We start from the raw sequence: 23,232 nt of genomic DNA, 5'->3' as shown, positions 1-23,232 counted from the left end.
GGGATTACTTTTTGGATTCAAGGGGTTTCAGCATGCGGACCAGGGTCCGGTCCCGTTCGACCATATGATGTTTGAGTGCCGCCAGGGCATGCAGGGCGGCCAGCGAGACCACCGCGAGGGCCATGGCGAAATGAACATCTCCGGCCCAGTCTTCGCGGCCCTTGGCAGGGGGCAGCAAAGCCGGAATATCGAACAGATTAAAAAACGAAATGGCCCGTCCATCGGCAGTGGATATCAGGTAGCCGCTGACGAACAAGCCCAGGGGCAGAAGGTACAGGAGGCCATGGACCATATGGGCCACACGGGTCTCCCAGGCCGGGGCGCCCGGTTCCGGCAGCACCCGGGCCTGGGTCATCCGCCAAAGGATTCGCACCAGCCATAACAAAGCCAGCACCACACCGACCGAGCGATGCAGATCAGGCGCCGACCGGTACCAGGGATGGTAATAGGTGAGCTCGACCATATAGAGCCCGAGACCAAATAGCCCCAAAAGCGTCACGGCAAAGGTCCAATGGATGACAATGGCCACCAAGCCATAGCCGGAGGGATGGTTGCTGAACTGCATAGGGCGCCTCATCACGGTGATGTCGGTTCGCTTCATGCAGGTAATGTAGTGACACCGCTTTTATAGGGTTAGGCGGTAAAATCGAGACTTATTGTTCTATTAACGGGACAATAAGGACCCCTACTGGGGAAACCGTTCAGCAAGAAAATCGATGAAGGTCCGCACTTTGGTGGTCAAATGCCGGGGCGAGGGATAGACCGCATGGATGCCGGTCTCCGGCAGCGACCAATCGGTCAGCACCGCCACCAGTTCGCCACTCTCCAAGGCGCTCCGGCAGACACCCCCGGGCAGAATCGCAATGCCCGAGCCAACGATGGCGGCGTCCCGGGCCACGGCAATCAGGTTCGCGGAAAGTCGGGCGGTCTGAACCACCGTGACCGGATCATCATCTTTGGTGAAGTGGAAAGATTTGCGATCCCCAATGCCTCCAAACATCACCGCTGCATGGGTTTCCAGATCCCTGGGATGAGTCGGTGTGCCGTGGAGCGCCAGGTATTCAGGACTGGCACAAACCACCGGGCGGTCGCTGCCCAGCCGCCGGGCGATGAGCGAAGAGTCCGCAAGGTCTCCGGCACGGATGGCCAAATCGAATCCTTCTTGGACCAGATCCACAAAGCGGTTGGAGGTATCCAACTGCACTCTGATCTGGGGGTACATCGCCATGAACTCGCCAATCAGCCGTCCCAGGTCCGCCAGGCCCATTTCCACCGGCGCCGAGACTCGCAGCCAGCCGCGCGGTTCGGCTTGATCCAAGGAGGCCAGGCGGTCGGCTTCTTCGGCCTCGGTGGCGATGTGGGCACAATGTTCGTAGTAGGCGGCCCCCAGTTCGGTGAGGGTCATGGAGCGGGTGGTTCGCTGTAACAAGCGCACCCCGATACGGCTTTCCAATTCCGCCAGGCGGCGGGACACGGTGGACTTGGGAACCCCGAGCATCTTTGCCGCCCCGGTGATGGAGCCGGCTTCCACCACCCGGGCGAAAATGACCATTTCATTCAGATCGATCATGGCTTCCAAGCCGCTCGATCACGTCGTGATCGATTCCAATAGGGGCGCGCGCGTCTAACGGATCCCATTGGATCCGACTCGCGCTAAGGCGGCCATGGCCGCCGTCATATCCTCGGTGGTTCCGGCATAGGAAAAGCGGATGAAGCGATGCCCCCGGGCCGGATCGAAATCGGTGCCCGGAGTGGCGGCGACCCCCGTTTCATCAAGCATGCGGCGGCAGAAGGCCGGGCTGTCATCGGTCAGGGCGCTGATGTCCGCATAGACGTAGAAGGCCCCGTCGGAGGGTGCCAGTTGGGTGAACCCGGCTTTCGGCAGGCCGTCCAGCAAAACCTGGCGATTGCGGGCATAGCGGGCCACGTTGGCCTGTAACTCTTCTTGGGCGTCGAAGGCATGGATGCCCGCATATTGGGACAGGGCCGGGGGTGAGATAAACAAGTTCTGGGCCAGGCATTCCACCGCTCGCAGCATGTCCGACGGCATCACCATCCAGCCCAGCCGCCAGCCGGTCATGGCAAAGTATTTGGAGAAGCTGTTGATCACCAGGGCATCGTCGGTGAAGGCGAGCACTGTCTCGGCGCGCTGCTCATAGGTGATGCCATGGTAGATCTCATCGGAGATCAGCCGGATGTCCCGTTCCGCGCAATAGGCGACCAGTTCGGCGAAGCGGTCCCGGTCGATCATACTGCCAGTGGGGTTGCCGGGGCTGGCCAGGATCAGACCGTCCAGATTGTCCACCTGATCCAGTAGCGCGGGCGTCGGCTGGAAATGGCTGTCGGGACCCACAGGAATATCCACGGCCTCGACCCCCAGGGCCGATAGAATATTGCGATAGGCCGGATAACCGGGCGCGGCCTGGGCCACCCGGTCTCCGGCGTCGAAGCAAGACAGAAACGATAGGACGAAGGCCCCGGACGAGCCGGTGGTCACCACCACCCGCTCCGCATCGACCGCCTGACCGTAATCGTCTTGATAATGCTTGGCGATGGCCTGGCGCAACGCTGGCAGACCCAGGGCATCGGTATAGCCCAATCGCTGTTCGTCCAAGGCCCGCCGCGCTGCCTCGCGCACGGCGGCGGGAGCGCCGGAGCCCGGCTGCCCCACCTCCAGATGCAGCACGTCCTTGCCCGCCATCTCTCGGGCGTTGGCGGCCCGCATCACGTCCATGACAATGAACGGCGGAACGGTGGCGCGGCTGGCGACCTTCAGAGCCATGAGTTCAATACCTCCGTCAGTCGGCGCTGAGACCAAGTCCGAAGCGGCGGGGATCGGCCTTGACGCTACAGGAATCCGGGCGCACGGGCAGGCCCTTGGGACAGGAGATGGCATTGACCCGGCCGATACGTTTGACCGCCTGCACCTTGTGGCCACGACGGGTCAAACTGGTCATCTCTGCCTGAGTCACCCCGGTCTCAATGAAGCTGACATCCGGCGCGCCGCCGTTGTGAACCCGCTTGGCGGCCTGGGCCGTTTCCAGCCGTTCCTCGCCAATCAATACCCGGGCGGCCACATTGACCATGGCCGTTGGCGCGGTCACGCCGCCACTGGATCCGGCGGCAAAAAAGAACTCACGCACATGGTGATTGGTCACCATCATCGGGCCCATGGATAGCCCGGGCTGAGCTTTGGTCATTGGGGCGGCGGGTAACAGGAATCCCAAGCCGGGAATGATCCGTTGGCTGCCAAAAGGCGCGTTGAGGCTAAGATTGCAAACCACGGCGGATCCTTCGGGATCGACGACCACGAAACTGGTTTCCGATGAATCCTGACGCAAACCGCGCGGCGGCGGAACCAGAGAATCCGCTGAGGTATGCCGGTCCGGGTCTAAGCTGTCCGCCAGCTTTTCCAAGGTGGCTTGGGTCGTCAAATTGTCCGGAGACAATTGTTTTTCCAACAAGGCAGCCCGACCGCCATAGGCCCGCATGGCCGCCTCGGCCAGAAGATGCAGGCGCCCCTCGGCTGGTGTGTCAGCATAGAGATCGTCGGCTTCCAACAGCCCCCACATCTGCGCCGCCACGCTCCCCGCATAGGAAGGCGGCGGCGGGAAGTGAGCGGTCTTGTGGCCAAATTCGATTTGCAAAGGCACGAGCCAGGTGGGGCGAGCGGACACCAGATCGGCTGCCGAAAGGGTTCCACCCATGGCGGCAACGGCGGCAACGAGTGTGCGCGAGAGACGTCCCACGTAAAAATCGCCCGGTCCTTGTGAACGAATGACGGCCAGCGTCGCGGCCAGATCCAACTGGGTGAGATAGGCGCCTTCGCCGGCAGGCTTGCCGCTCTTCGTCGCAAATATCCGAGCGGTGGCGGGATCAGAAACCAACGCCTCGCCGTGGCGGTCCAGGTCTGTTGCCAGGGCCCTGGATACCTGATTGCCAAAACGGGCCAACTGCTCCGCAGGGGCCACGACTTGACCCCATTGCAGTTTGCCGTAGCGGGCCTGCAAGGCATAAAAGGCGCGCGGTCCTATGGGCACGGCCGTGGCCAGTTTGCCGGTCTCGCGGGTGGCGCGCGGCAGGAACTCCAACGCCTCGACTTTTCCATCTTCGCGATTGTGGGTCAGGCACACCCCGCCCGCCCCCAGTCCCGCCGACGAGGGCATGGTAGCGGCAAGAGCGAAATAGACCGCCGCGGCGGCATCCGCGGCGCTGCCCCCAGCGGACAGCACATCGCGACCAACCAAGGCCGCGCGAGGCTCATCGGCCACCACGCCGCCAAGGTATCCAGTGACATAGCCAATGGTCCCCTTTTCCGGATCCTGGCCGGTGCAGGCGGTTAGGGTAATCAACAAAGACAGAGTCAATCCCACGCCACCACGTTGACGCAGCCTCCCGGCACTACTACCTTTGGAACTCTTGGTGGAGATCAATTCCTTGAACATACGCATTGTCGTCCTGACCGTTGTGACCGTTGCGGTGCTTTTGTCGGCTGCATTCCCCAGTTCGGCGGCCAAAAGACCAACCTTCATCCGTGATGCGGAAGTGGAAAATACCATTCGCGCCTATGCCGCGCCACTGTTCCGCGCCGCGGGTCTGCCTCCTGAATCCATACGCGTACATTTGGTCCGGGACAAGGCCCTCAACGCCTTTGTGGCCGGAGGCCTACAGATGTTCATCAACACCGGCTTGCTGATAAGGGCCGATAACCCGGGACAAATCATCGGCGTCATTGCCCACGAGACCGGCCATATCTCTGGTGGGCACCTTTCGCGCACCAGCGAGGCCCTGTCCGGGGCCAATGCGGCCACCATCCTTGGTGTCGTTCTGGGTACGGCGGCAGCCGTTAGCACCGGTCGCGGTGATTTGGGTACGGCCATTATGATGGGCGGGCAGGAAATGGGCATGCGCCAGTTCCTCAAATACAGCCGGGTGCAGGAATCCTCGGCTGACCAGGCGGCGGTAAAACTGCTTGATGCGACGGGCCAGTCCGCGCGCGGGCTGATGGAGTTCATGGAAATACTGGTAGACCAGGAACTGGTTCCGGCCAGCAGCCAGGACCCCTATGTTCGGACACACCCTATCACCCAGACGCGCGTTGATTTCCTGCGCGAACATGTCAGCAAATCCCCATTCTCGGACACCCCAATGTCCGCCGACTTTCAACGGCGGTATGCCCGCATGAAGGCCAAGCTGGTCGGGTTCTTGACCTCTCCCGCCCGTACCTTGCGCCAGTATCCGGTGACCGATACCTCTCTTCCGGCCCGCTATGCACGGGCGGTGGCCTACTACCGACGGTCCGATGTGAAAGAGGCGTTGCAAGAGATCGACCTGTTGTTGGCCGATCATCCGCTCGATCCCTATTTCCATGAGCTCCGCGGTCAGATCCTCTATGAGAACGGACGCGGGGTCGAGGCGCTGCCCTCATACGAAAGCGCCGTACGCCTGTCGCCGCCCAATGCCCTGCTGTCATCGATTTTGGCCCAGACTCGACTGGAAACCGGCGACCTGGAGCAGGCACGCTTGGCCATCGGCGATTTAAAGATCGCGCTCCGTCTGGAACCGGAAAGCACGTTTTACTGGTCACAGCTGGGTCGCGCCTATGCCAAGGATGGCCAGATGGGCATGGCGACATTGGCTCAGGCAGAAGAAGCCTATTTGCGCGGCAAGGACTCCGAGGCCCGCTTCCATGCGGGAAAGGCCATCAAGATGCTATCGCGCAACAGCAGTTCCTGGCTGCGGGCGCAGGATATCCTTTACGCCACCCGACCCGAGAAGGATGAACAGGACCCCACGCGGCCGTAAGCTCATAAGAATGATGCGATGCCGTTGATCCTTTTCATTCGAAGGCCGTTGACGCCGCCCTGGATCCCGTCGCGATTGGTCGGCACCAATGGGATCGCGCGGGTTTCCTACGACCGGGTCCCCACTCCGGCGCAAAATGACCGGCGTTGAATGGATCATTTTTATGAGTTTACGGCCTATTCGGTTTGCCATCTTGATTCTCGCCTTGTCGATCTCGGCATGTGCGTCGGCCCCGGATCTCTCGCCCCCCACACCCGTGACTCCGGTCGGCGGCAGTCTGCCCATTCTGGGGCCCAGTCTGATGTTTGATCCGATTGGTCCGCCCACCGGTTGGCTTCTCCTGGGGGATCGCGACGCGGCCCGCGTTGGCCTGTCTGTCACCCGGCGCAACGGCGTTCCAGCGTTGCGGGTTTCCGCGGCGCCGTCGGATGGGTTCGCATTGCTGCGTCCCGTGGATGCCTCGCCCCTGGCGGTCCCGTTTCTCGACTGGTTCCGATTCCATACCTCCGAGGTCACCGGGCCGCCGGGCGCACGGTTGCTGGTTGGGTTCACAGGAAGCGCGACCAACCGCGAAGCCCCTCCGCCCTTCGAAGGATTGCCCAAGGGGTTGCGCTGGTTGACGGTACCCTGGCCTTCAACCGCGCGCCCCATCGCCCAGGGGCGCTGGATCCGGGAATCGGCGGATCTGTCGGTGCTGCATCGTCGCGCCTGGCCGGCGGCGGATCCGACCCGGACGCGCATCCGTTTTCTCGGTCTGACCCTAGACCCCAACGCCGCCGGATCGCCGGACCTTTTACTGTCGGGGTTAACTTTGACAAGGTGATGGGCTCGCGATGACACAATTTCGTGTCCGGGCGTCTGAATCCTTGAGCATTGAGCCCGGACCGATCAAGATGCCTCCGCTTGTTTCTCGAACCGTCCGAAAGGCCTTTTCATGCTCCGTATGTTGACTCTCCTCACCATCTTGCTTGTTGCCGCTCCCGTCCAAGCCGCCGATGAACCACTGACCGATGCACAGAAAAAAGCCGTGGGCGAAGTGGTCCGGTCCTACCTTTTGGAAAACCCCGAGGTCATCTTCGAAGCCATCGAAGTGCTCAAGGTGCGCCAGGAACAGGCCCAGGCGGAACAACAGCAACAGGCCCTGATGATGCTGCGGGATACCGTGGAGCGCAGTGAAGGATCGCCGGTCTATGGCAATCCGGACGGCAATGTGACTCTGGTGGAGTATTTCGACTACAACTGCGGCTACTGCAAGAAAGCCTTCCCCGATGTCATGGCATTGCTGGAGAAGGACAAAAACATCCGCTACGTGCTCAAGGAATTGCCGATCCTGCACGAAACCTCCGAACTGGCCGCCCGGGCGGCCCTGGCGGTTTGGAATATGGAAAAGGACAAGTATTTCGCCTTCCATTCCGAATTGATGAACCTGCGCGGCGGCATGACCGAAGGGCGCATCCTCGATATCGCCGTGGGCATGGGCTTGGACAAGGAGAAGGTCAAGAAAGGCATGACCTCCCCCGCCGTCGACAAGGAACTCGCCGTTACCGAACAGACGGCCCAGGCCCTGGGCATCACCGGTACCCCGGCCTTCATCATCGGCGATGCGATCGTCCCCGGCGCGGTGGGTCAGGAACGGTTGATGGAATTGATCGTGCAGGCGCGGAAAGCAAGCGACGGCAAAGGCTGACAAGGGCCCCCTAAAGGTTTAGACTCCCTGCGCATTTCAAGGTTCACAGGGGGATACCATCGTGAGCACCGCATCCACTGCCCCGCGTCAGGCCCTCGATAGTCTCGAAGAGCTGCTCGTCCATGCCATCGCCCTGGAAGAAGAGGCGGTGGAACGCTACGAGGAAATGGCTGATTCCTTGGAGACCCATAACAATATGGAGACGGCGGAACTGCTTCGTCGCCTGGCCGGATACGGGCGCAAGCATGCCGCCGAAATGCGCGAGCGGGCCGAGGGCCTGACCCTGCCCCATATCGCGCCCTGGGACTACAAATGGGGCACCGAGGATTCGCCGGAGACGGCGGCTCTGGAAGACGCCCATTATCTGATGACCCCCTATCACGCCATGCTCATCGCCCACCGGGCGGAGAGCAACGCCCGGGGCTTCTACGCCGGGGTCGCAGCGACCTCGCGCAACGAGAGCGTGGCCAAGCTGGCCCAGGAATTCGCCGACGAGGAAGCCGAACATGTGGCGTTGCTGGAGAAATGGATCGAAGCGCAAATCCCGCCGCCGCCCGACTGGGCGGAAGACCCGGACCCGCCGAACATTCCGGAGTGAGGGGGGGTCGTCACCCCGCCAACAGATCCGGCATCTCCTTGGCCATGGTGCGGCGTAGGCCGGTGGTTTCGCCGGTCAAGGCGAAGCCGAGCTTGGTGCCGTCGGCGGCGATGAATTCAGCCACCAGATTGCGGCCTTCGCCGGTGACGGTCCAGTCGCCCTCGGCGCCCGGTTTGGGCGGGCAGACCACCAGAGGCAGAGCCGGGGTTTTCACCACCACGGGCAGGGCAGGCAGCATCAGCGGCGTGGGCGTGCCGGTCAGGCTCTTGGCCAGGGCCTTGGCCTGGGCCAGCAGCGGCGCGACGAAGGGGAGCGGTCCGGCCTCGCTTTCGGCGCAGTCCCCCAGGGCATAAATATCCGGATCCGATGTGCCCATCATGGAATCGATGCGGATCCCCTTGGCACATTCGAGACCCGCCGCCGCCGCCAGTTGGGTGCGCGGCGCCAAGCCGATGGCCGACAGGGCGTGGTCGACAGGCACTTCCGAACCATCATCCAGAGTGGCCACGAAACCGCTGTCTGCCGGATCGATGCGGGCCACGGTACGGCCCATGCGCAGGTCGATTCCGGCCTCGGCCAGGCTGTCGGTCAACAGCGACCCCAGGGCTTCCGGCACCAACCGGGCCACCGGCCAGGGCGCCGGGTCCACGACGGTGACCTTGTACCCGGCGATGGCCAGATCGTTGGCGAATTCCGCCCCGATCAATCCGGCGCCGATGAGCAGCACCCGCTTGCCCTCGGCGATTCGCTCCCGCCAGGCCCCATAGGCATCCAGGTCATTGACGGTCATCACCGGCACCTGTTCGCCGCCCGGGATGGGCAGGTTGATGGGATCGGCCCCCAGGGCCAGCACCAGCTTGGCATAGGTCAGGCTGTCGCCGCCCTGCAACTGGATGCGATGGCCGATGGGGTCGATTCCGCTCACCCGGCTATTCGGACGCACCGCGATCTTCAGGGCCTCGGCGGCTATTTCCGGGGCTTTTTGCACCAGCGCCGCCGCGTCCTTGCCTTGGGCAAAGGCGTTGGACAGCATGGGCTTGGAGTACTGGGCCCCGTCATCCGCCGTCACGACGGTGACCGGAACGTCGGGGTCCGCGCCGCGAATCTCGCGAGCCAAGCCATATCCGCCCAAGCCGCTGCCGATGATCACGATGTCATTCATGGTCTTTTGGTCCTCCGAATAGCTCGGAGGCTGCCCTTAGGCAGCCTCTTCAACGGGTTCGAAATCGGACTTGCCGACACCGCAGTCGGGGCAGGTCCAGTCGTCAGGGATATCGGCAAACGCGGTTCCCGGAGCGATGCCGTCCTCGGGAATACCCTTGGCCGGATCGTAGATGAAATCACAGACAACACACACGTACTTCATGGCTCTTGCTCCTTGATGGCATAATTCTGATGGCATATGGGGTTGGCGGACCTTAGCTCAAGACCCGACCTGATTCAAAGTCTCTTGATAGTGACCGGCGTGTCGCTCTTCGACCTTTGCCAGGGCGGCAAAACGCTTGGCGGCCTTGCTCAGGACCGATTGGAACTGCTCGGCATGCTCCTTGGATTCGGCGATCTGCTCATCCATTTCGGCCACCGCGGCATCGTTACCTTCCTGCTCGGCCAGATGACGGAACTCCGGATACATCTCGGTGTATTCGTAAGTCTCGCCGTCGATGGCCATCTGCAGCATGTTGGCGACGGTCAGTTCTTCTTTGGGGAACAACAAGTCCAGATGACCAAAGGCATGGGCGGTTTCTTGCTCGGCGGTGGCTTCGAAGACCTTGGCCACGTCGACGGCGCCCAGTTCGCGGCAGCGGCGGGCAAAGAAAAGATACTTTCGATTGGCCATGGATTCGCCGGCGAAGGCGGCCTCGATGTTCTTGACGGTGACACTGTTCTCGGGATGGGACATGATTTCGGCTCCTTGGTTTTCCTGGAGAGCACCCCCGTGGCGCCCTGTTGAGAAGCAAGGTATCGCCCGTTGATATATTTATCCAATTCATTATAATAATCATACTTATTGAGAAAAACGATTATGTATCTTCCATCGCCTCGCCAACTCCAGTACCTGGTCGCGCTGCTCGACCACCGGCATTTCGGTCGCGCGGCGGAGGCCTGTTTCGTCACCCAGTCAACCCTCAGCGTGGGATTGCAGGAATTGGAGGCGGGTCTGGACGCGGCACTGATCGAGCGCACCAAACGAAAAGTCATCCCGACGCCTTTGGGAATGGAGATTGGCCAGCGGGCGCGCACCTTGTTGCGCGACATGGCCGATCTGGTCGAGGCGGCGCGGCCTGGGGATGGCACCCTGTCCGGACCGTTGCGGCTGGGGGTTATTCCGACCATTGGACCGTTTGTATTGCCCCGGGTGCTCCCTGCCTTGCGCCATGATCATCCAAATCTACGCCCCCTGCTGCGCGAGGATCAGACGGCGAAGCTACTGGAGCGCCTGCATCGGGGCGATATTGATTGCGCGTTGATCGCCCTGCCCTACGACATTCGGGGATTGGAATGTGCCGAAGTATTGGCGGAGAACTTCTGGCTGGCGGTGCCCAAGGGACACCCCCTGGCCGTGGCGTCTCAGATCAGCTCCGCCGATCTGCCCCCCGATGAACTGTTGATGCTGGAAGATGGCCACTGCCTGCGCGACCACGCCCTGGCCGCTTGTCGTCTGCAAGGGTTGCGTCGCTCGGCGGCCTTCGAAGGCACCAGTCTGTATACACTTGTGCAGATGGTCGCCGGAGGGCAGGGCCTTACCTTCCTGCCGGAACTGGCCCTGCGCTCGGAAGGCCTCAAAGAGGCGGACTGGGTGCTCAGGCCCCTGGACGAACCCGGACCGCATCGGGTCATCGCCCTGGTCTGGCGACCCTCATTTCCCCGCGCCGAAAGCCTGCGGCTCCTGGCCACGGCCTTGGCCGATCAGCTGACAACCACGTAGGCTGCCTGATCGGCCTTCTCCCGGTCATCGGCGGGAATGGTGCCATCGACCAGATATAGCGCGTGGTCGGCGATGTTGGTGGCATGGTCGCCAAGCCGTTCCAGGCACCGGGCGATAAACATCAGATGTGTCGCCGCCGTCACGTCCGCCGAGCCCTCGCTGACCCGGGTCAGCAGATCCCGGAACAGGTCCGTGTGGCGCTTATCAACCGCGGTGTCGCGGGCGCGTACGGCATTAGCCAGACCCTCGTCGCGATCCAAAAAGGCGCGGACCGCGTCGGGCACCATGTCGGCCACCTGCTGTCCCATTTCGACCACGGACTCTACCGATTCGTCCGATCCCGAGGTGGCGATGGATACCGTATGCTTGGCGATATTCTTGGCGTAGTCCCCGATCCGTTCCAGATCGGTGGCAATGCGCAAGGCGGCAATGATCACGCGAAGATCCCCCGCCATGGGGTGACGCAGGGCGATCATGCGGATGGCTTTTTCATCGATATCCCGTTCCAAGGCGTTGGCAACCTCGTCTTTGGTGGTCAGGGCTTCGGCAGCCACGCCATCCCTTTGGGACAAAGCCCTGAGGGCCTGAGCCACTTCCTCGCTCACCACGGAAGCCATGTCCGCGACCGTCTGCCTTAAATCCTCCAGCTCCCGTTCATAGGAACGGACCGTATGTGACTGGTTCATGGGTGCCTCCCGTTTCGCTTTTTCGGTCTCGAACATTGCGCCCAGATTACACCGACATGACACGAAATTTATATTAAGATTACAGGTCAATGCTCGGATCGCGCGGCAAGGCACACGATCATGGACGGCAATACCCACAAAATTTTTCTTGATATAGCGATCGCTGGGGCTTAAATTCCGCCCGGTTACAATTAATAATCATTCTCAAAGAGGTGGTCATGCATATCCATAGCCTGGACGACTGGCGTCACGAGCACGTCTATATCGGTGACAAGCAGGCTCGTGGTGAAAGCCGGGCCACCCTTGTCATCGCCCTGACCGTGGTGATGATGGTCGTGGAGATTCTCGGCGGCTGGTGGTTCGGGTCCATGGCTCTGTTGGCCGACGGCTGGCACATGGCCAGTCATGCCGCCGCTTTGTTGATCACCGTTTTTGCCTATCGCTATGCCCGCCGCCATCTGCATGACCGCGGCTATACCTTCGGCACCGGTAAGGTAGGCGTTCTCGGCGGTTTCACCTCGGGCATCGTGCTGGGTATGGTGGCCCTGCTGATGGTCTGGGAATCCGTTGAACGGCTGGCCGAACCGGTAAGCATCAACTTCGATGACGCCATGTTGGTTGCCGCCCTGGGGCTGGTGGTCAATCTGGCCAGCGCCTTTTTGCTGCACGGCGGCCATGACCATCATCACCATGGGCACGGCCATGATCATCACGATCACCACCACAATCACGCCCACGACCACCACGATCACACGCCCCATGGCCACGAGGCCCACGGACAGGATCACAATCTCCGCGCAGCCTTTTTACATGTGATGGCCGATGCCCTGACTTCGGTGCTGGCCATTGCTGCCTTGTTCACCGGCAAGCACCTGGGCTGGGTATGGATGGATCCGCTGATGGGCATCGTCGGCGCCATTGTCATTGGCATCTGGACCTACGGCCTCGTGCGTGACACCAGCCGCATCCTGCTCGACGGCAATGCCGCCGGGCACCGAGAAGAGACCATTAAACAAGCCATCGAAGGGGACTCTGACAACCGGGTGGTGGATCTGCATGTGTGGCAGGTGGGACCGACGCAGGTGGCGGCTATCGTTTCCATCGTCACTCACTTCCCGCGCAGTGCCGAGCACTATAAGGCCCTGCTGGCCCATGACGAGACCATCGCCCATTTGACGGTGGAGGTGAACGTCTGTTCCGATACGCCTTGTTTACCAAAGGAAGCGGGGAGCGCTACCTAAAGTATCCGTCTTGATCAAGGACTGATTTCGAGCATATGGCGACACATGCTTCGACAAGCTCAGCATGAGGGTTTTTTAATTCTCAACATGTTAGCCTCACCCTGAGCTTGTCGAAGGGCGAGACGGGCCATAGGGCAACACTTTTTCAGATGGCGGTAATCGAGCAGTCAGGGATTGCCTAGACAGTCAGCTGGTCTCCACACTCGGTCTTGATCAAGTATCCGGGTCAATTCCTGGACATGGAACAGAGGAGACCAGCTATGGAGTATTTTGTTGGAATGGACGTATCGATGGCAAGCATTTCGATCTGTGAGATTGATGCAAAGGGAACCGTCATTCGCGAAGGCAAGGTGTCAAGCACACCCGAGGCGGTCGCCACTTGGCTCGAGGAAAGCGGGCGTGGCTTTGCGCGAATTGGGTTGGAAGCTGGCCCTCTGGCGCCTTGGCTGTACGCAGGACTGTCCAGTCGGGGCCTCCCTGTGATTTGTATCGAGACCCGGCAAATGAAGGCCTTTGCCAGCGCCAGCCCAGTCAAGACGGACCGTCGCGACGCCCGCTTGATCAGCCAGGCGATGCGGACCGGTTTGTACCGCGCGACCCACGTCAAGACCGCGCGCAGTCAGGAGCTCCGGATGGTGCTGACCCATCGGGAGACCCTGGTTCATCAGGTCCGTCAGTTGTCCAATACGGTACGAGGAACATTGAAAGCTTTCGGCCTCAAGGTCGGTATGGCGCGCGGACGCCTTTTCGCGGCGCGGGTTCGGGAATTGACGGCTGATAACCCGCACCTCAGCGCAGCCGCCGAGCCGCTCTTGCTTGCGCGCCAAGCCTTGCTCGAACAACTCGACAAGCTCGACCGGCAGGTTCATGCCGCTGCGCGCGATGATAGCGTTTGCCGGCGCCTGATGACCGTTCCCGGCGTCGGCCCGGTTACCGCCCTCGCTTTCAGGACAGGACTCGACGTGCCGGAACGGTTTCAAAAGTCGGTCATGGTCGGCGCCCACTTCGGGCTTGTCCCACGCAGATACGCCTCGGGAGAGCAGGACCGAAGCGGCCCCATCAGCAAGTGCGGAGATGCCATGGTTCGTTGGCTTTTGTTCGAGGCCGCCAATGCACTTCTCACTCGAACCCGCCGTTGGTCCTGGCTCAAACACTGGGGGCTCGCGGTCGCCAAAAGGCGCGGGATGAAACGCGCCAAGGTCGCCGTTGCCCGGCGTCTCGCCGTAATCATGCATCGCATGTGGATCGACGGCACGGACTTCCAGTACCGCAAGGAGGAGACCGCCATCTAAACACAACGAAAACCGAGACCGCCTGAAGGGCGGCCAGGACGCGTGGCGACGCGCGGGGCTCGGATGACAGCGCGCAGGCTGCAGTGGCGTAAGACCACGCTTTTCAGATTGCTGCACCCGATCCCCCTTGATCCCCATCATGCGGCGACGACGTCGACCGCGGACAGAAGCAAAGGGCGCCACATACCCCAGGTTCAAACCGACGGCTTGGAAATCAGCTTGACTCAAATGACTCGATTACAGAAGCAGCCTGTTAGAGGCGGATTTAAAAGTATCCTTTAGATATCAAGGCAGTAGATTTTTGATCTGGCCAGGAAAGGCCGACGACACGGGGCGGCGCCCCGTTAGGAGGTCTTGACGCCGCCAGAGCGGAAATATACGCCCTGGAGATCAAAGGAATACTTTTGAATCCGCCTCTTAGATCAGGACTCATCCCCGCTGTCGGTCTCGATGGGCACGCCGGGGCGGACCTTGGCCGAGCGGATGCCCAGGGCGGATTTCACATGGCTGACATTGGGTGCCGCTGTCAGTTTGGCGGTCAGAAATGTCTGATAGGAATCCCAGTCGGTGGCGACGATCTTCAATAAAAAGTCTGTCTCGCCGGCCAACATGTGGCATTCACGGACTTCTTCCCACTGATTGACCAGATCCTCGAAGGCTTTCAAATCCGGTTCCGCCTGGCTGTCCAATCCCACATTGGCGAACACGGTGACCGAATAGCCCATCGCCGCCGGATCCACGTCCGCATGATAGCCGCGAATAAAGCCCGCTTCCTCCAACGCCCGAACCCGGCGCAGACAAGGCGGCGCCGAGATCCCGGCGCGGCGCGCCAGTTCAACATTGGTGATCCGACCGTCTTCTTGCAAATCACGCAGGATACGTCGATCGATGAGGTCCAGCTTGACCCGTTGCATGGAAAGAATCGCTCCAAAGGAATGTGGTTTTGCGAAATGATATTACTCGCCCAGAGGCCATCCGCCAACCCATCTCATTCATTTGCCGATAGAAATCCTTTCGGGTTTTCCTACAAATTCAAATGGTTCCAGAAAACCGCCGAAGCCTAGGTTATTGAGCACGGAAATATCTTGAAGTAGCGGTTGGGGAGGAGTAGGGTCGCCGGTGCTTGACTCATTTTGTTGGTCATCAAGACATCACTTTTTTGGTATTTAGGAGGACACTGAGCCATGGGTAACGTTCTGGTCGGTCATGCAGCCCCGGATTTCACCGCCCCCGCCGTCATGGGCGACAACAGCATCAACGAAGCCTTCAACCTGAAGGAATATTTGAACGGGTCTTATGGCGTGGTATTTTTCTACCCGCTGGACTTCACCTTCGTCTGCCCGTCCGAGATTCTCGCCTTTGATCACCGTGTCGCCGCCTTCGAAGAGCGCAACACCAAGGTGATCGGCGTCAGCGTCGATAGCCACTTCACCCATCTGGCCTGGAAGAACACGCCGACCAACGAAGGCGGCCTGGGTCAGGTCAAATTCCCGATGGTCGCTGATCTGACCAAGTCCATCTGTGAAGATTACGGCGTGGTCGTCGAGGGCGCCGGAATCGCCTATCGCGGTTCCTTCTTGATCGACACCGACGGCAATGTGCGCCACCAGGTGATCAACGATCTGCCCCTGGGCCGCAACGTGGACGAAATGATCCGCATGGTCGATGCCCTGCAGTTCCACGAAGAGCACGGCGAAGTCTGCCCGGCCGGTTGGAACAAGGGTGACAGCGGCATGACCGCCACCCCGGACGGCGTCGCCAAGTACTTGTCGGATCACGCCGAAGAGCTCTAAGCCCTTCCGCTATTTCCGATACCGAACGAGGGGTCGCCAACGGGTGGCCCCTTTTTCCGTGGATGGGCCCGGATAATGCGGTCCAGCCCTTGCAGCGATGGCCGCGCCTGCTTATCCTTTGGCCAAACAAATTCATAAGGTGTTCCAGCATGTCCCAGACTCATACCGTCAAAGTTCTTATCATCGGTTCCGGTCCCGCCGGCTGCACCGCAGCCATCTATGCGGCGCGCGCCAGCCTCGAGCCCATGATGGTGCGCGGCCTGCAGCCCGGCGGCCAACTGACCATTACCACCGACGTGGAAAACTATCCCGGATTCGCCGAGACCATTCAGGGTCCCTGGCTGATGGAGCAGATGGAGGCCCAAGCCACCCATGTGGGCACCACTATCATTGATGACATCATCACCGAGGCTGATTTGTCTCGGCGCCCCTTCACCTGCAAAGGCGATTCCGGCGATACCTATATTGCCGATGTGGTGATCATCGCCACCGGCGCCACGGCCCGCTGGCTAGGCCTTGAAAGCGAAGAAAAATATATGGGCTTCGGCGTCTCCGCCTGCGCCACCTGCGACGGCTTTTTCTATCGCAACAAGGAAGTGGCGGTCATCGGCGGTGGCAATACGGCGGTGGAGGAAGCCCTCTACCTGGCCAATTTGGCATCCAAGGTCACCTTGGTGCATCGCCGTGACGAACTGCGTTCGGAAAAAATCCTGCAAAAACGCCTCCTGGCTCATGAGAGGGTCACCGTGGTCTGGGATTCGGTGCTTGACGAAATCCTCGGCGGTGGCACGCCTCCGGGGGTCACCGGTGCGCGTCTCAAAAACGTCAAGACCGGGAAAACCACCGATATTGCCGTGGATGGCGTGTTTATCGCCATTGGCCATTCCCCCAACACCGGCCTGTTCGAGGGCCAGTTGGAAATGGAGGGCGGCTACATCATTACCAAGCCCGATAGCGCGGCCACGAGCATTCCAGGGGTTTACGCCGCCGGTGATGTGCAGGATCATACATACCAACAGGCGGTCACCGCCGCCGGGACCGGCTGTATGGCCGCTTTGGAAGCGGAAAAGTTCCTGGCCGAGAACGAGGCCTAAGGCGCCGGGATGGAACCCCATCCCGGTAATATCCGACCCTGAAGGGGGATGCCATGGACTGGGATAAATTGCGGGTTTTCCACGCGGTGGCCGAGGCGGGCAGCTTCACCCATGCGGGGGAAGCACTCAACCTCAGCCAGTCGGCGGTGAGCCGGCAGATTAGTGCGTTGGAGGAAAGTCTCGACGTTCATCTTTTCCATCGCCATGCCCGGGGTCTGATCCTCACTGAACAGGGCGAATTGCTCTACAAGACCGCTCACGACGTCTTTGCCAAATTGGCCATGACCGAGGCACGCCTGAGCGAGAGCAAGGAACGCCCACAGGGACCGCTGACCGTGACCACCACGGTTGCTTTCGGCAGCACCTGGCTTACGCCGAGGCTGAAGGAGTTTCTGGAGGCCTATCCGGAAATCGATTTGACGGTGATCCTCACCGATCAGGATCTGGACCTGTCCATGCGCGAGGCCGATGTGGCCATCCGCATGCTGCCGCCCCGCCAGCCGGACCTGATTCAGCGCCACTTGATCAATCTGCCTATCGAGATCTATGCCCATCCGGACTATCTCGAAGCCCATGGCACGCCGCAAACCCCGGCGGACTTGGACAATCATGCGCTGGTCGTTTTCGGCGAGGGCGCCAAACCGCCCTTTTCCAATGCCAATTGGCTGTTGGAATTGGGTGCCCAGCCCGATAGTCCGCGCCAGCCGCTGCTGCGGGTCAACAATGTGTATGGGATTTTCCGGGCGATCCAGAGCGGGCTCGGCCTGGGGGCGTTGCCCTATTACGTCAATCGGGATCTGGAAACCATGGTTCCGGTGCTGTCGGACCTCACCGAGCGGCCCAGCATTGATGCCTATTTCGTCTATCCAGAAGAGCTGCGCCATTCCAAGCGTATAAGCGTTTTCCGAGATTTTCTGCTAAAGAAAATCGCCGAATTTCAACAGTAGTTGGGCCGCAATTTTCTAAGATCGTTCCATTCCACGCTCGTCATTTGGCGCTGGAGGAAATGCCAGATCGCGGAATGCCTGATTGGTTCTTAGAGGCGGATTTAAAAGTATCCTTTAAATATCAAGGCAGTAGATTTTTGATCTGGCCAGGAAAGGCCGACGACACGGGGCGGCGCCCCGTTAGGAGGTCTTGACGCCGCCAGAACGGAAATATACGCCCTTGAGATCAAAGGAATACTTTTGAATCCGCCTCTTACACCTTGGCGATGCCTCGGAACACTTTGAATTTGGCAAAGCTGGTATCGGCCATGTGGCGCGATCAGACCCTTTCCTTGGCTCAGGGATTGCGGTGACATGATGGGCTTGGGAGAAGTGGGAGGCGTATCAGATTGCCCTAACAGGCTGCTGAAAAAGTGTTGTCCTACGGCCCGCCTCGCCCTTCGACAAGCTCAGGGTGAGGCTAACATGTTGAAAGTTCAAGGGTCCTCATGCTGAGCTTGTCGAAGCATGTGTCGCCACAGGCTCGAAATCGGACGTTTTCAGTATCCGTCTTGATCAAGGACTGATTTCGGCCCATTTACGATTGTCGCGCAAGAGGGCGTTAGCAAGGATCCCGAGCTTTCGGATGATGGCGGTGAGCGCGACCTTGGGGGGTTTTCCTGCGGTGATCAAGGCGTCGTACTTCTGCTTCATATCGGGATTGTGACGCCGGAATCGTCGAGGCAATGCGCTGCCACGCCGAGGCGGGCGTGCCCCGGGCCATGACCCTGATGGGGGATTTCATCGGTGCGGGCCACGGGATCGAGCAGGATCCACCGAGGGCGCGGGAATGGTACCGAAAGGCGGCATTGGCGGACGAACCGGAGGGGCAACAGCGCTATGCGGCGGATATGTTTTTCGCCATTGGTGGGCGGCTGGATTCAAATTTCAAGCGCATGTATGGATCTCCCCTTTGAGGCAAGCTTAAAATGGATTTATGGGGACAACGGCTAACATGTATCCGGCCTATTTGCGGGCATCTACTTTGCCTTGGCCCAAATGGATTTTCGAAGACCACTGCTTCCATCAACACCTCGGTCTTATCGTGACCTTTGCACTTGCCGAAGTCAGTGGTCGTCTTTTTGTCCCGTTTCCATCTTTCCCTTGCCGTTGAGGCGGGTAAGGCTGCTTTCGCCGTTCAGACGGCGATCTGAGGTGGTCCCACATAGTTGGACAGCTTGGCAGCGTTTTTAAGGTGTATTCCGTTGTTTGATCATGCTGCCAAGAATCTGTTTATCACATCTCGGCGGACCAATGGGGTCAAAATGGACCAATGGGGTCAGAGTAAATTGATAACCGGGCACCCCTGTTACGACACCCTTGGCCATGCTGGCGGGCAAAGACGAAAGGCGTATCAGGGACTTTTTAAGGAAGGCATTCCGGATCGAGCGCTGGAGGAGATCCGGTTGAACACCAACAAAGGCTGGGTACTCGGCGGTGATCGCTTCAAGGGTGAAATCAAAAAAATGACGGACAGGCGTATAGAGCCAATTCCCAGAGGTGGGGATCTGAGGTCAAAAAAATATCGGGAGGCGGCAAATGCCTAAATCGATTTACTCTGACCCCTTTGATTCTTGATTCTGACCCCTTTGATTACTAAATCCAGCAACCCCTACCACCGTCATCGGGAATAATCGCCGCACCAGGCCACCCTATTTCACCACCCATCCACCGACCAATTTTTCCAGGAACACTCTGATCGCATCGGCGTGATGGATGTTTTCCTCGCGGACACGGAAGTGGACATAGATGTTATCGAAAAGGGTATAGCTCGAACATCCGGCCAGGACCCCTGTTGCCGTTGTGGCATGGTATTTTCTGCACCCAGCGACCCAGTTGCTGAAGTGCCCATACCCCTGGGGTGGATTGTCGGGGTCAAACTTGAGAAGATCCCATGACCGATCATACTCGATTTCCCGGTAGGCGCGGAAATAGCCAGTTCCAGGATCCGGCTCAATAATGCGTCGCTTGTATGATTCTGTTTTGGTCACGATTTCTCGAACCCAACTGGGATAAGTGTATCGTTCAACCTCAATTGGCGTCAGAACCGTGATGTTCAAGTTTATATTCTCTTTCCCAATGAGGTTCCGGGTGATGTAGCCTTGCACGCTAGCGGCGACTTCATCGGCATCGATTTCCATCAGCATGGAACGGCTGCCGTCATCAAGCCCCGGCATCCAACGCAGCCACGCCGTGATGTGGCTCGATTTTTCCAGGTAGGTGTTCGGGATGTGAAAGATCCGATCGCCGAGGCGGACCTCCTCGGTTTGCGGGGCCGGACCGGATTCCCGGGCGGCGGCGGGGTCCAAAGATGCCACCGCCGCCCAAATTCCAAACAAGCCTGTGAGGCCAATGGCTAATCGTCGCAGTCGGAACACCATAGGCCACTCCACAGGTTTGCCTCCCATCGGCTGCCGGTCAAGGGAGTACCACCGAAGGTGGTTGAAGGAAGGCCGTGTTTGGAAAATACACCCTTATGATAGTCGTATATTTGTTCTGGATCAAGTAATCCGAGCACTCCTCGATCATCCTCTTCCACAGCTTCAATGTGAGCCTCCATCAGATCCTGCCGGACCTTGTCCTGATCGACACTCTTCCCCGCATAGGCCCGGGAGAAGGCCTCCAATCGGTCATTGACCTGTTTGCCGCCGAACAAGGCGTCCTTGAGGCCACCGGGTGGGTTGAGGGAGGCCAGCGCAATATCGGCGACAGGATCCCCCTTGGCTTTGCGGGAGGACCAGAAACCCAAGGCATTGCCCGCCTTGGCCATGGCGCGCTCGCGATCAGTGATGGACAAGTCGGAGCGGGCGGGCGCGGTTTTTTGCGGCTGCTTGGTAGGCGGCTTGTTTTCCAGCGCGGGGGTATTCCGAGGCGCCCCCGTATCGGGGCTATATGAAGGTGACGGTTTCGGTCCCTCCAGCCCCTTGTCGATCGGATCCCCGGGCCGCCATCCGCCCAGCCCCAGGGGATCAATGGACTCTTTCAGGGTGGGCTGTCGGACCGGCCCTTGGGTGCCGAACTTGGCGGTATTGGCGGCGCGCGCCTGGGCCAGGGCGGCCTGTTCAGCCTTCTCCCTGGCCTCGGCCTCCTTGCGGGCCTGGTCGGCGCGTTCGGCTTCCAAGGATATGTTTCCCTTGGGGGTGGTCTTTTATTCGTGCTTTAGGTGTGATATTATAGGCACATGCAACTCGCCCCGATCATCCTTGCCGTGTTTCTGATGGCCGACCCGCCGACGGGAACGGACAGGCCGTCCTCGTTCGAGGAAGGGACCGTGGTTCCGTATCCCATCCCGCCGGATATTTGTGTTGAAGTTCACTACAATGAAGGCATCAGAGACGATGACGTCAATGTTGGTATCCATCGCCCACCTTTGAGTTCCAAAGTGCTATGGGCACTGGAAAACGTAAGGCAAAAAGGTTGGGCGATACTGAGACGGTGCAGTCTCTCTCAAGCTTAGTAGCCATCCTCATCTCCTTCCAGAATCTCCAACGTATTCTCATCCAGCACCCGCTGCCATTGCCCGTCCGGCATGAGTTCCCAGACTGCGCCGAGTTCGTCTTCGATCCTTTCGCCCGGACGCTGGCCCAGGATTTCGGAGGGCGAGGGTTTTTTGTCTTCCAAGGATATGTGGCCCTTGGGGTTGGTGCCGATATGGCCACGGGGATTCGTTGATTTCAGGTGGCCGGATGGGTCCTTCGTACCAATCCAATTCTTGTCCGGTCCCTTCTCCGGTGTTTGGGCGATTTGCGCGCCGCCGTCGAGGGAGGCGGTGTTGTCGATCGCCGAGCCGTTGTAGTCGCCGTCGTTGCGACCGCCGGGGTTCGTGTCATCATGCCAGCTTCCAAAACCACTGTTGTTCCAGCCGCCGCTAACTGACAAGGTGCCGCACAGAGGTGATGTCGGAGCCATACCTTGAAGGGCGAAGGCTGACCTGCCGAATACCACTACTTTTGCAATTATTTCTTTTGCCGTGCGCGTTGAAAATGGGTGTAGCGAGGTTGGTTCGGGTGGATAATTTATGCACTGTCACCGCAACTTCAATTTATGCACTGTCACCGCAACTTTATGTATGCACTGTCACCGCAACTTCTATGCACTGTCACCGCAACTTGTCACAGCAACTTGTCACAGCAACTGTCACCGCAACTCACCAGGCAGGGCTCGAGCCCGTCAAAAAACGGCAAAAGCTGGCTCCGCCGCAGCCTCTTACGCAGCACCGGACGACCCGCCTCGTCGGCGCCATGGACTTGGAACAGGTTCTTGGCCAGATCAAGGTCGATCATGGTAACATTGCTCATTGGACGCTCCCGCTATTGGAAAGTTTCGACAACCTCCAGTATGGCTCATCACGAAGCCGATAGGGGGCGTCCATGCCATTACCGTAACCCCAACCCGCAAACTTGATCGCGAGGTTCGCTCGTAGGAGCGGGACCATGGACCGAATGGTCGAATGGCGCTATAGTCGGTTCATGAGAGCAATGCTTGGTCTTTTATTCTTTATTCTTACCATATCGGCGCCCGATACCCCTGCCGAAGAACTTCCCATAGCGTTGAAAGTGATTGCGCAGACTTTCCATGAAGATGCCAAGCAGGGTGACCCCGGATACCGGTTTACCCCCAAGGAGAAGTTTGCGCGCTGGAAAACCAATCTGCTGGTCTTGGCTGACAATGGTGAGCTTTCGGCAATGTTGGAGGTCGCCGGTCGATATGAGACCGGGAAAAGATTGCCCCGCAATCAACAGGTTGCCCATTATTGGTACCGGCGCGCTCTCCTTAGCGGCGGAGGGAAAATGGCCAAGATGGGGGCAATGCGGACCCACCCCCATCTCAGTGATTGGAATCTGAGGATGGTTGAAATGTGGCTTGAGAACAAAATCATTCCATTCGATTGAAATTAGATCACATCGTGTTTGATTTCAATAAGGTCGCGCCTATCCTGCGGGTCCGGTTGGACCCAACAAGCGTTAGTCAAATGCCCAGCTGAGATCATTCTATCGAACATTATTGGCCTCACACTCTTTTAGACGCCGAGTATACTCGGCAGCCAATTCCTGTAGTTTAGCGGTGCGTGCCTCGTTTCCTTTTACTTGAAGCCGCAAAGCTTCAACCTGCTGTTCGATTCCT

Annotated in this window: 26 protein-coding genes and 1 pseudogene; 13 read left to right on the top strand and 14 right to left on the bottom strand. The window is 59.5% G+C overall.

What is annotated here, in order from left to right; genetic code table 11:
• Window positions 1-4 precede the first annotated feature (4 nt).
• The 4 genes from MGMAQ_RS02075 to MGMAQ_RS02060 form a co-directional block, all read right to left on the bottom strand.
• A complete protein-coding gene (locus MGMAQ_RS02075) occupies window positions 5-565 on the bottom strand; it encodes a cytochrome b (protein WP_046020229.1) in 561 nt (186 codons plus the stop codon).
• A 120-nt stretch (window positions 566-685) separates the two neighbouring features.
• Window positions 686-1,570, bottom strand: coding sequence for a LysR family transcriptional regulator (locus MGMAQ_RS02070; protein WP_198409151.1), 885 nt, complete (start codon window positions 1,568-1,570; stop codon window positions 686-688).
• Between the two features lie 54 nt (window positions 1,571-1,624).
• Window positions 1,625-2,782, bottom strand: coding sequence for a pyridoxal phosphate-dependent aminotransferase (locus tag MGMAQ_RS02065; RefSeq protein WP_046020228.1), 1,158 nt, complete (start codon window positions 2,780-2,782; stop codon window positions 1,625-1,627).
• A gap of 16 nt (window positions 2,783-2,798) precedes the next feature.
• Entirely contained in the window at window positions 2,799-4,445 is a 1,647-nt protein-coding gene (locus tag MGMAQ_RS02060) for a gamma-glutamyltransferase (protein WP_158498745.1), read from the bottom strand.
• On the opposite strand from MGMAQ_RS02060, the gene MGMAQ_RS02055 reads away from it, so the two are divergent.
• From MGMAQ_RS02055 to MGMAQ_RS02040, 4 genes are all read left to right on the top strand, one after another.
• Window positions 4,438-5,805: a M48 family metalloprotease gene (locus tag MGMAQ_RS02055; protein ID WP_148560799.1), complete on the top strand. Its 1,368-nt coding sequence runs from the start codon at window positions 4,438-4,440 to the stop codon at window positions 5,803-5,805. The two genes, MGMAQ_RS02060 and MGMAQ_RS02055, sit on opposite strands and share 8 nt — an antisense overlap.
• 163 nt (window positions 5,806-5,968) lie before the next feature.
• Window positions 5,969-6,628: a hypothetical protein gene (locus MGMAQ_RS02050; protein ID WP_148560798.1), complete on the top strand. Its 660-nt coding sequence runs from the start codon at window positions 5,969-5,971 to the stop codon at window positions 6,626-6,628.
• Window positions 6,629-6,739: 111 nt separating this feature from the next.
• Entirely contained in the window at window positions 6,740-7,492 is a 753-nt protein-coding gene (locus MGMAQ_RS02045) for a DsbA family protein (RefSeq protein ID WP_052716047.1), read from the top strand.
• Between the two features lie 61 nt (window positions 7,493-7,553).
• Entirely contained in the window at window positions 7,554-8,090 is a 537-nt protein-coding gene (locus tag MGMAQ_RS02040; RefSeq protein WP_046020226.1) for a ferritin family protein, read from the top strand.
• 10 nt (window positions 8,091-8,100) lie between these two features.
• Here the strand turns inward: MGMAQ_RS02040 and MGMAQ_RS02035 are convergent, their stop codons facing one another.
• Genes MGMAQ_RS02035 through MGMAQ_RS02030 form a run of 3 tightly spaced genes read right to left on the bottom strand, consistent with a single transcriptional unit; the run spans window position 8,101 to window position 9,990 of the window.
• Window positions 8,101-9,252 carry an NAD(P)/FAD-dependent oxidoreductase gene (locus MGMAQ_RS02035; RefSeq protein ID WP_046020225.1) on the bottom strand — a complete coding sequence of 384 codons (1,152 nt, stop codon included), beginning with the start codon at window positions 9,250-9,252 and terminating at the stop codon, window positions 8,101-8,103.
• Window positions 9,253-9,288: 36 nt separating this feature from the next.
• Entirely contained in the window at window positions 9,289-9,456 is a 168-nt protein-coding gene (gene rd / locus MGMAQ_RS20030) for a rubredoxin (protein WP_065814671.1), read from the bottom strand.
• A gap of 57 nt (window positions 9,457-9,513) precedes the next feature.
• Window positions 9,514-9,990 carry a rubrerythrin family protein gene (locus tag MGMAQ_RS02030; RefSeq protein WP_046020224.1) on the bottom strand — a complete coding sequence of 159 codons (477 nt, stop codon included), beginning with the start codon at window positions 9,988-9,990 and terminating at the stop codon, window positions 9,514-9,516.
• Between the two features lie 123 nt (window positions 9,991-10,113).
• On the opposite strand from MGMAQ_RS02030, the gene MGMAQ_RS02025 reads away from it, so the two are divergent.
• A complete protein-coding gene (locus tag MGMAQ_RS02025) occupies window positions 10,114-11,016 on the top strand; it encodes a hydrogen peroxide-inducible genes activator (protein ID WP_046020223.1) in 903 nt (300 codons plus the stop codon).
• Here MGMAQ_RS02025 and phoU read toward each other — a convergent pair.
• The gene (gene phoU / locus MGMAQ_RS02020) at window positions 10,998-11,702 is read right to left on the bottom strand and encodes a phosphate signaling complex protein PhoU (RefSeq protein WP_046022855.1); all 705 of its coding nucleotides are present in this window, start codon (window positions 11,700-11,702) and stop codon (window positions 10,998-11,000) included. The two genes, MGMAQ_RS02025 and phoU, sit on opposite strands and share 19 nt — an antisense overlap.
• A 218-nt stretch (window positions 11,703-11,920) precedes the next feature.
• Between phoU and dmeF the strand changes: the two genes are divergently transcribed.
• Together dmeF and MGMAQ_RS02010 are read left to right on the top strand one after the other, a co-directional pair.
• Complete coding sequence (gene dmeF / locus MGMAQ_RS02015) at window positions 11,921-12,943, top strand: CDF family Co(II)/Ni(II) efflux transporter DmeF (RefSeq protein ID WP_046020222.1); 1,023 nt, start codon at window positions 11,921-11,923, stop codon at window positions 12,941-12,943.
• Window positions 12,944-13,203: 260 nt separating this feature from the next.
• Window positions 13,204-14,235: an IS110 family transposase gene (locus MGMAQ_RS02010; protein ID WP_046020119.1), complete on the top strand. Its 1,032-nt coding sequence runs from the start codon at window positions 13,204-13,206 to the stop codon at window positions 14,233-14,235.
• A gap of 422 nt (window positions 14,236-14,657) precedes the next feature.
• Here MGMAQ_RS02010 and MGMAQ_RS02005 read toward each other — a convergent pair whose 3' ends face one another.
• A complete protein-coding gene (locus MGMAQ_RS02005; RefSeq protein ID WP_046020221.1) occupies window positions 14,658-15,149 on the bottom strand; it encodes an Lrp/AsnC family transcriptional regulator in 492 nt (163 codons plus the stop codon).
• A gap of 270 nt (window positions 15,150-15,419) precedes the next feature.
• On the opposite strand from MGMAQ_RS02005, the gene MGMAQ_RS02000 reads away from it, so the two are divergent.
• The 3 genes from MGMAQ_RS02000 (at window position 15,420) to MGMAQ_RS01990 (ending at window position 18,069) form a co-directional block, all read left to right on the top strand.
• A complete protein-coding gene (locus MGMAQ_RS02000) occupies window positions 15,420-16,028 on the top strand; it encodes a peroxiredoxin (RefSeq protein WP_046020220.1) in 609 nt (202 codons plus the stop codon).
• 149 nt (window positions 16,029-16,177) lie between these two features.
• Complete coding sequence (gene trxB, locus MGMAQ_RS01995; RefSeq protein ID WP_046020219.1) at window positions 16,178-17,122, top strand: thioredoxin-disulfide reductase; 945 nt, start codon at window positions 16,178-16,180, stop codon at window positions 17,120-17,122.
• A gap of 53 nt (window positions 17,123-17,175) precedes the next feature.
• Window positions 17,176-18,069: a LysR family transcriptional regulator gene (locus tag MGMAQ_RS01990; RefSeq protein ID WP_046020218.1), complete on the top strand. Its 894-nt coding sequence runs from the start codon at window positions 17,176-17,178 to the stop codon at window positions 18,067-18,069.
• Window positions 18,070-18,624: 555 nt separating this feature from the next.
• Here MGMAQ_RS01990 and MGMAQ_RS20595 read toward each other — a convergent pair.
• The gene (locus tag MGMAQ_RS20595) at window positions 18,625-18,762 is read right to left on the bottom strand and encodes a hypothetical protein (protein ID WP_198409219.1); all 138 of its coding nucleotides are present in this window, start codon (window positions 18,760-18,762) and stop codon (window positions 18,625-18,627) included.
• 32 nt (window positions 18,763-18,794) lie between these two features.
• Between MGMAQ_RS20595 and MGMAQ_RS01985 the strand changes: the two genes are divergently transcribed.
• Complete coding sequence (locus MGMAQ_RS01985; RefSeq protein WP_046020217.1) at window positions 18,795-19,025, top strand: SEL1-like repeat protein; 231 nt, start codon at window positions 18,795-18,797, stop codon at window positions 19,023-19,025.
• A gap of 288 nt (window positions 19,026-19,313) precedes the next feature.
• Complete coding sequence (locus MGMAQ_RS01980; protein ID WP_148560797.1) at window positions 19,314-19,655, top strand: hypothetical protein; 342 nt, start codon at window positions 19,314-19,316, stop codon at window positions 19,653-19,655.
• Window positions 19,656-19,760: 105 nt separating this feature from the next.
• On the opposite strand, the gene MGMAQ_RS01975 is transcribed toward MGMAQ_RS01980, so the two are convergent.
• From MGMAQ_RS01975 to MGMAQ_RS01960, 4 genes and pseudogenes are all read right to left on the bottom strand, one after another.
• Window positions 19,761-20,489, bottom strand: a complete 729-nt coding sequence (locus MGMAQ_RS01975) for a hypothetical protein (RefSeq protein WP_046020216.1) — start codon at window positions 20,487-20,489, stop codon at window positions 19,761-19,763.
• Window positions 20,465-21,229, bottom strand: coding sequence for a hypothetical protein (locus tag MGMAQ_RS01970; protein ID WP_046020215.1), 765 nt, complete (start codon window positions 21,227-21,229; stop codon window positions 20,465-20,467). The genes MGMAQ_RS01975 and MGMAQ_RS01970 overlap by 25 nt, the downstream gene beginning before the upstream one ends.
• A 332-nt stretch (window positions 21,230-21,561) precedes the next feature.
• Window positions 21,562-22,017: a hypothetical protein gene (locus tag MGMAQ_RS01965; protein ID WP_148560796.1), complete on the bottom strand. Its 456-nt coding sequence runs from the start codon at window positions 22,015-22,017 to the stop codon at window positions 21,562-21,564.
• Between the two features lie 230 nt (window positions 22,018-22,247).
• Window positions 22,248-22,406, bottom strand: a pseudogene (locus tag MGMAQ_RS01960) (IS110 family transposase); the annotation flags it as partial.
• Window positions 22,407-22,541: 135 nt separating this feature from the next.
• Here MGMAQ_RS01960 and MGMAQ_RS01955 point away from each other — a divergent pair.
• Window positions 22,542-23,000: an SEL1-like repeat protein gene (locus tag MGMAQ_RS01955; RefSeq protein ID WP_046020212.1), complete on the top strand. Its 459-nt coding sequence runs from the start codon at window positions 22,542-22,544 to the stop codon at window positions 22,998-23,000.
• Window positions 23,001-23,232: the final 232 nt, after the last annotated feature.

It is taken from the genome of Magnetospira sp. QH-2, assembly GCF_000968135.1.
In the GTDB taxonomy this organism is placed as follows: Bacteria; Pseudomonadota; Alphaproteobacteria; order Rhodospirillales; family Magnetospiraceae; genus Magnetospira.
Note: the sequence above shows the minus strand (reverse complement) of the source record. Positions and strands in the feature narration are given on the sequence as shown.

Excerpts from the sequence above, each read along its gene's own strand:
- MGMAQ_RS02075 (WP_046020229.1), bottom strand. The coding sequence starts at position 565 with ATGCAGTTCAGCAACCATCCCTCCGGCTATGGCTTGGTGGCCATTGTC.
- MGMAQ_RS02070 (WP_198409151.1), bottom strand. The coding sequence starts at position 1,570 with ATGATCGATCTGAATGAAATGGTCATTTTCGCCCGGGTGGTGGAAGCC.
- MGMAQ_RS02065 (WP_046020228.1), bottom strand. The coding sequence starts at position 2,782 with ATGGCTCTGAAGGTCGCCAGCCGCGCCACCGTTCCGCCGTTCATTGTC.
- MGMAQ_RS02060 (WP_158498745.1), bottom strand. The coding sequence starts at position 4,445 with ATGTTCAAGGAATTGATCTCCACCAAGAGTTCCAAAGGTAGTAGTGCC.
- MGMAQ_RS02050 (WP_148560798.1), top strand. The coding sequence starts at position 5,969 with ATGAGTTTACGGCCTATTCGGTTTGCCATCTTGATTCTCGCCTTGTCG.
- MGMAQ_RS02045 (WP_052716047.1), top strand. The coding sequence starts at position 6,740 with ATGCTCCGTATGTTGACTCTCCTCACCATCTTGCTTGTTGCCGCTCCC.
- MGMAQ_RS02035 (WP_046020225.1), bottom strand. The coding sequence starts at position 9,252 with ATGAATGACATCGTGATCATCGGCAGCGGCTTGGGCGGATATGGCTTG.
- rd (WP_065814671.1), bottom strand. The coding sequence starts at position 9,456 with ATGAAGTACGTGTGTGTTGTCTGTGATTTCATCTACGATCCGGCCAAG.
- MGMAQ_RS02030 (WP_046020224.1), bottom strand. The coding sequence starts at position 9,990 with ATGTCCCATCCCGAGAACAGTGTCACCGTCAAGAACATCGAGGCCGCC.
- MGMAQ_RS02025 (WP_046020223.1), top strand. The coding sequence starts at position 10,114 with ATGTATCTTCCATCGCCTCGCCAACTCCAGTACCTGGTCGCGCTGCTC.
- phoU (WP_046022855.1), bottom strand. The coding sequence starts at position 11,702 with ATGAACCAGTCACATACGGTCCGTTCCTATGAACGGGAGCTGGAGGAT.
- dmeF (WP_046020222.1), top strand. The coding sequence starts at position 11,921 with ATGCATATCCATAGCCTGGACGACTGGCGTCACGAGCACGTCTATATC.
- MGMAQ_RS02010 (WP_046020119.1), top strand. The coding sequence starts at position 13,204 with ATGGAGTATTTTGTTGGAATGGACGTATCGATGGCAAGCATTTCGATC.
- MGMAQ_RS02005 (WP_046020221.1), bottom strand. The coding sequence starts at position 15,149 with ATGCAACGGGTCAAGCTGGACCTCATCGATCGACGTATCCTGCGTGAT.
- MGMAQ_RS02000 (WP_046020220.1), top strand. The coding sequence starts at position 15,420 with ATGGGTAACGTTCTGGTCGGTCATGCAGCCCCGGATTTCACCGCCCCC.
- trxB (WP_046020219.1), top strand. The coding sequence starts at position 16,178 with ATGTCCCAGACTCATACCGTCAAAGTTCTTATCATCGGTTCCGGTCCC.
- MGMAQ_RS01990 (WP_046020218.1), top strand. The coding sequence starts at position 17,176 with ATGGACTGGGATAAATTGCGGGTTTTCCACGCGGTGGCCGAGGCGGGC.
- MGMAQ_RS20595 (WP_198409219.1), bottom strand. The coding sequence starts at position 18,762 with ATGAAGCAGAAGTACGACGCCTTGATCACCGCAGGAAAACCCCCCAAG.
- MGMAQ_RS01985 (WP_046020217.1), top strand. The coding sequence starts at position 18,795 with ATGCGCTGCCACGCCGAGGCGGGCGTGCCCCGGGCCATGACCCTGATG.
- MGMAQ_RS01975 (WP_046020216.1), bottom strand. The coding sequence starts at position 20,489 with ATGGTGTTCCGACTGCGACGATTAGCCATTGGCCTCACAGGCTTGTTT.
- MGMAQ_RS01965 (WP_148560796.1), bottom strand. The coding sequence starts at position 22,017 with ATGGCTCCGACATCACCTCTGTGCGGCACCTTGTCAGTTAGCGGCGGC.
- MGMAQ_RS01955 (WP_046020212.1), top strand. The coding sequence starts at position 22,542 with ATGGACCGAATGGTCGAATGGCGCTATAGTCGGTTCATGAGAGCAATG.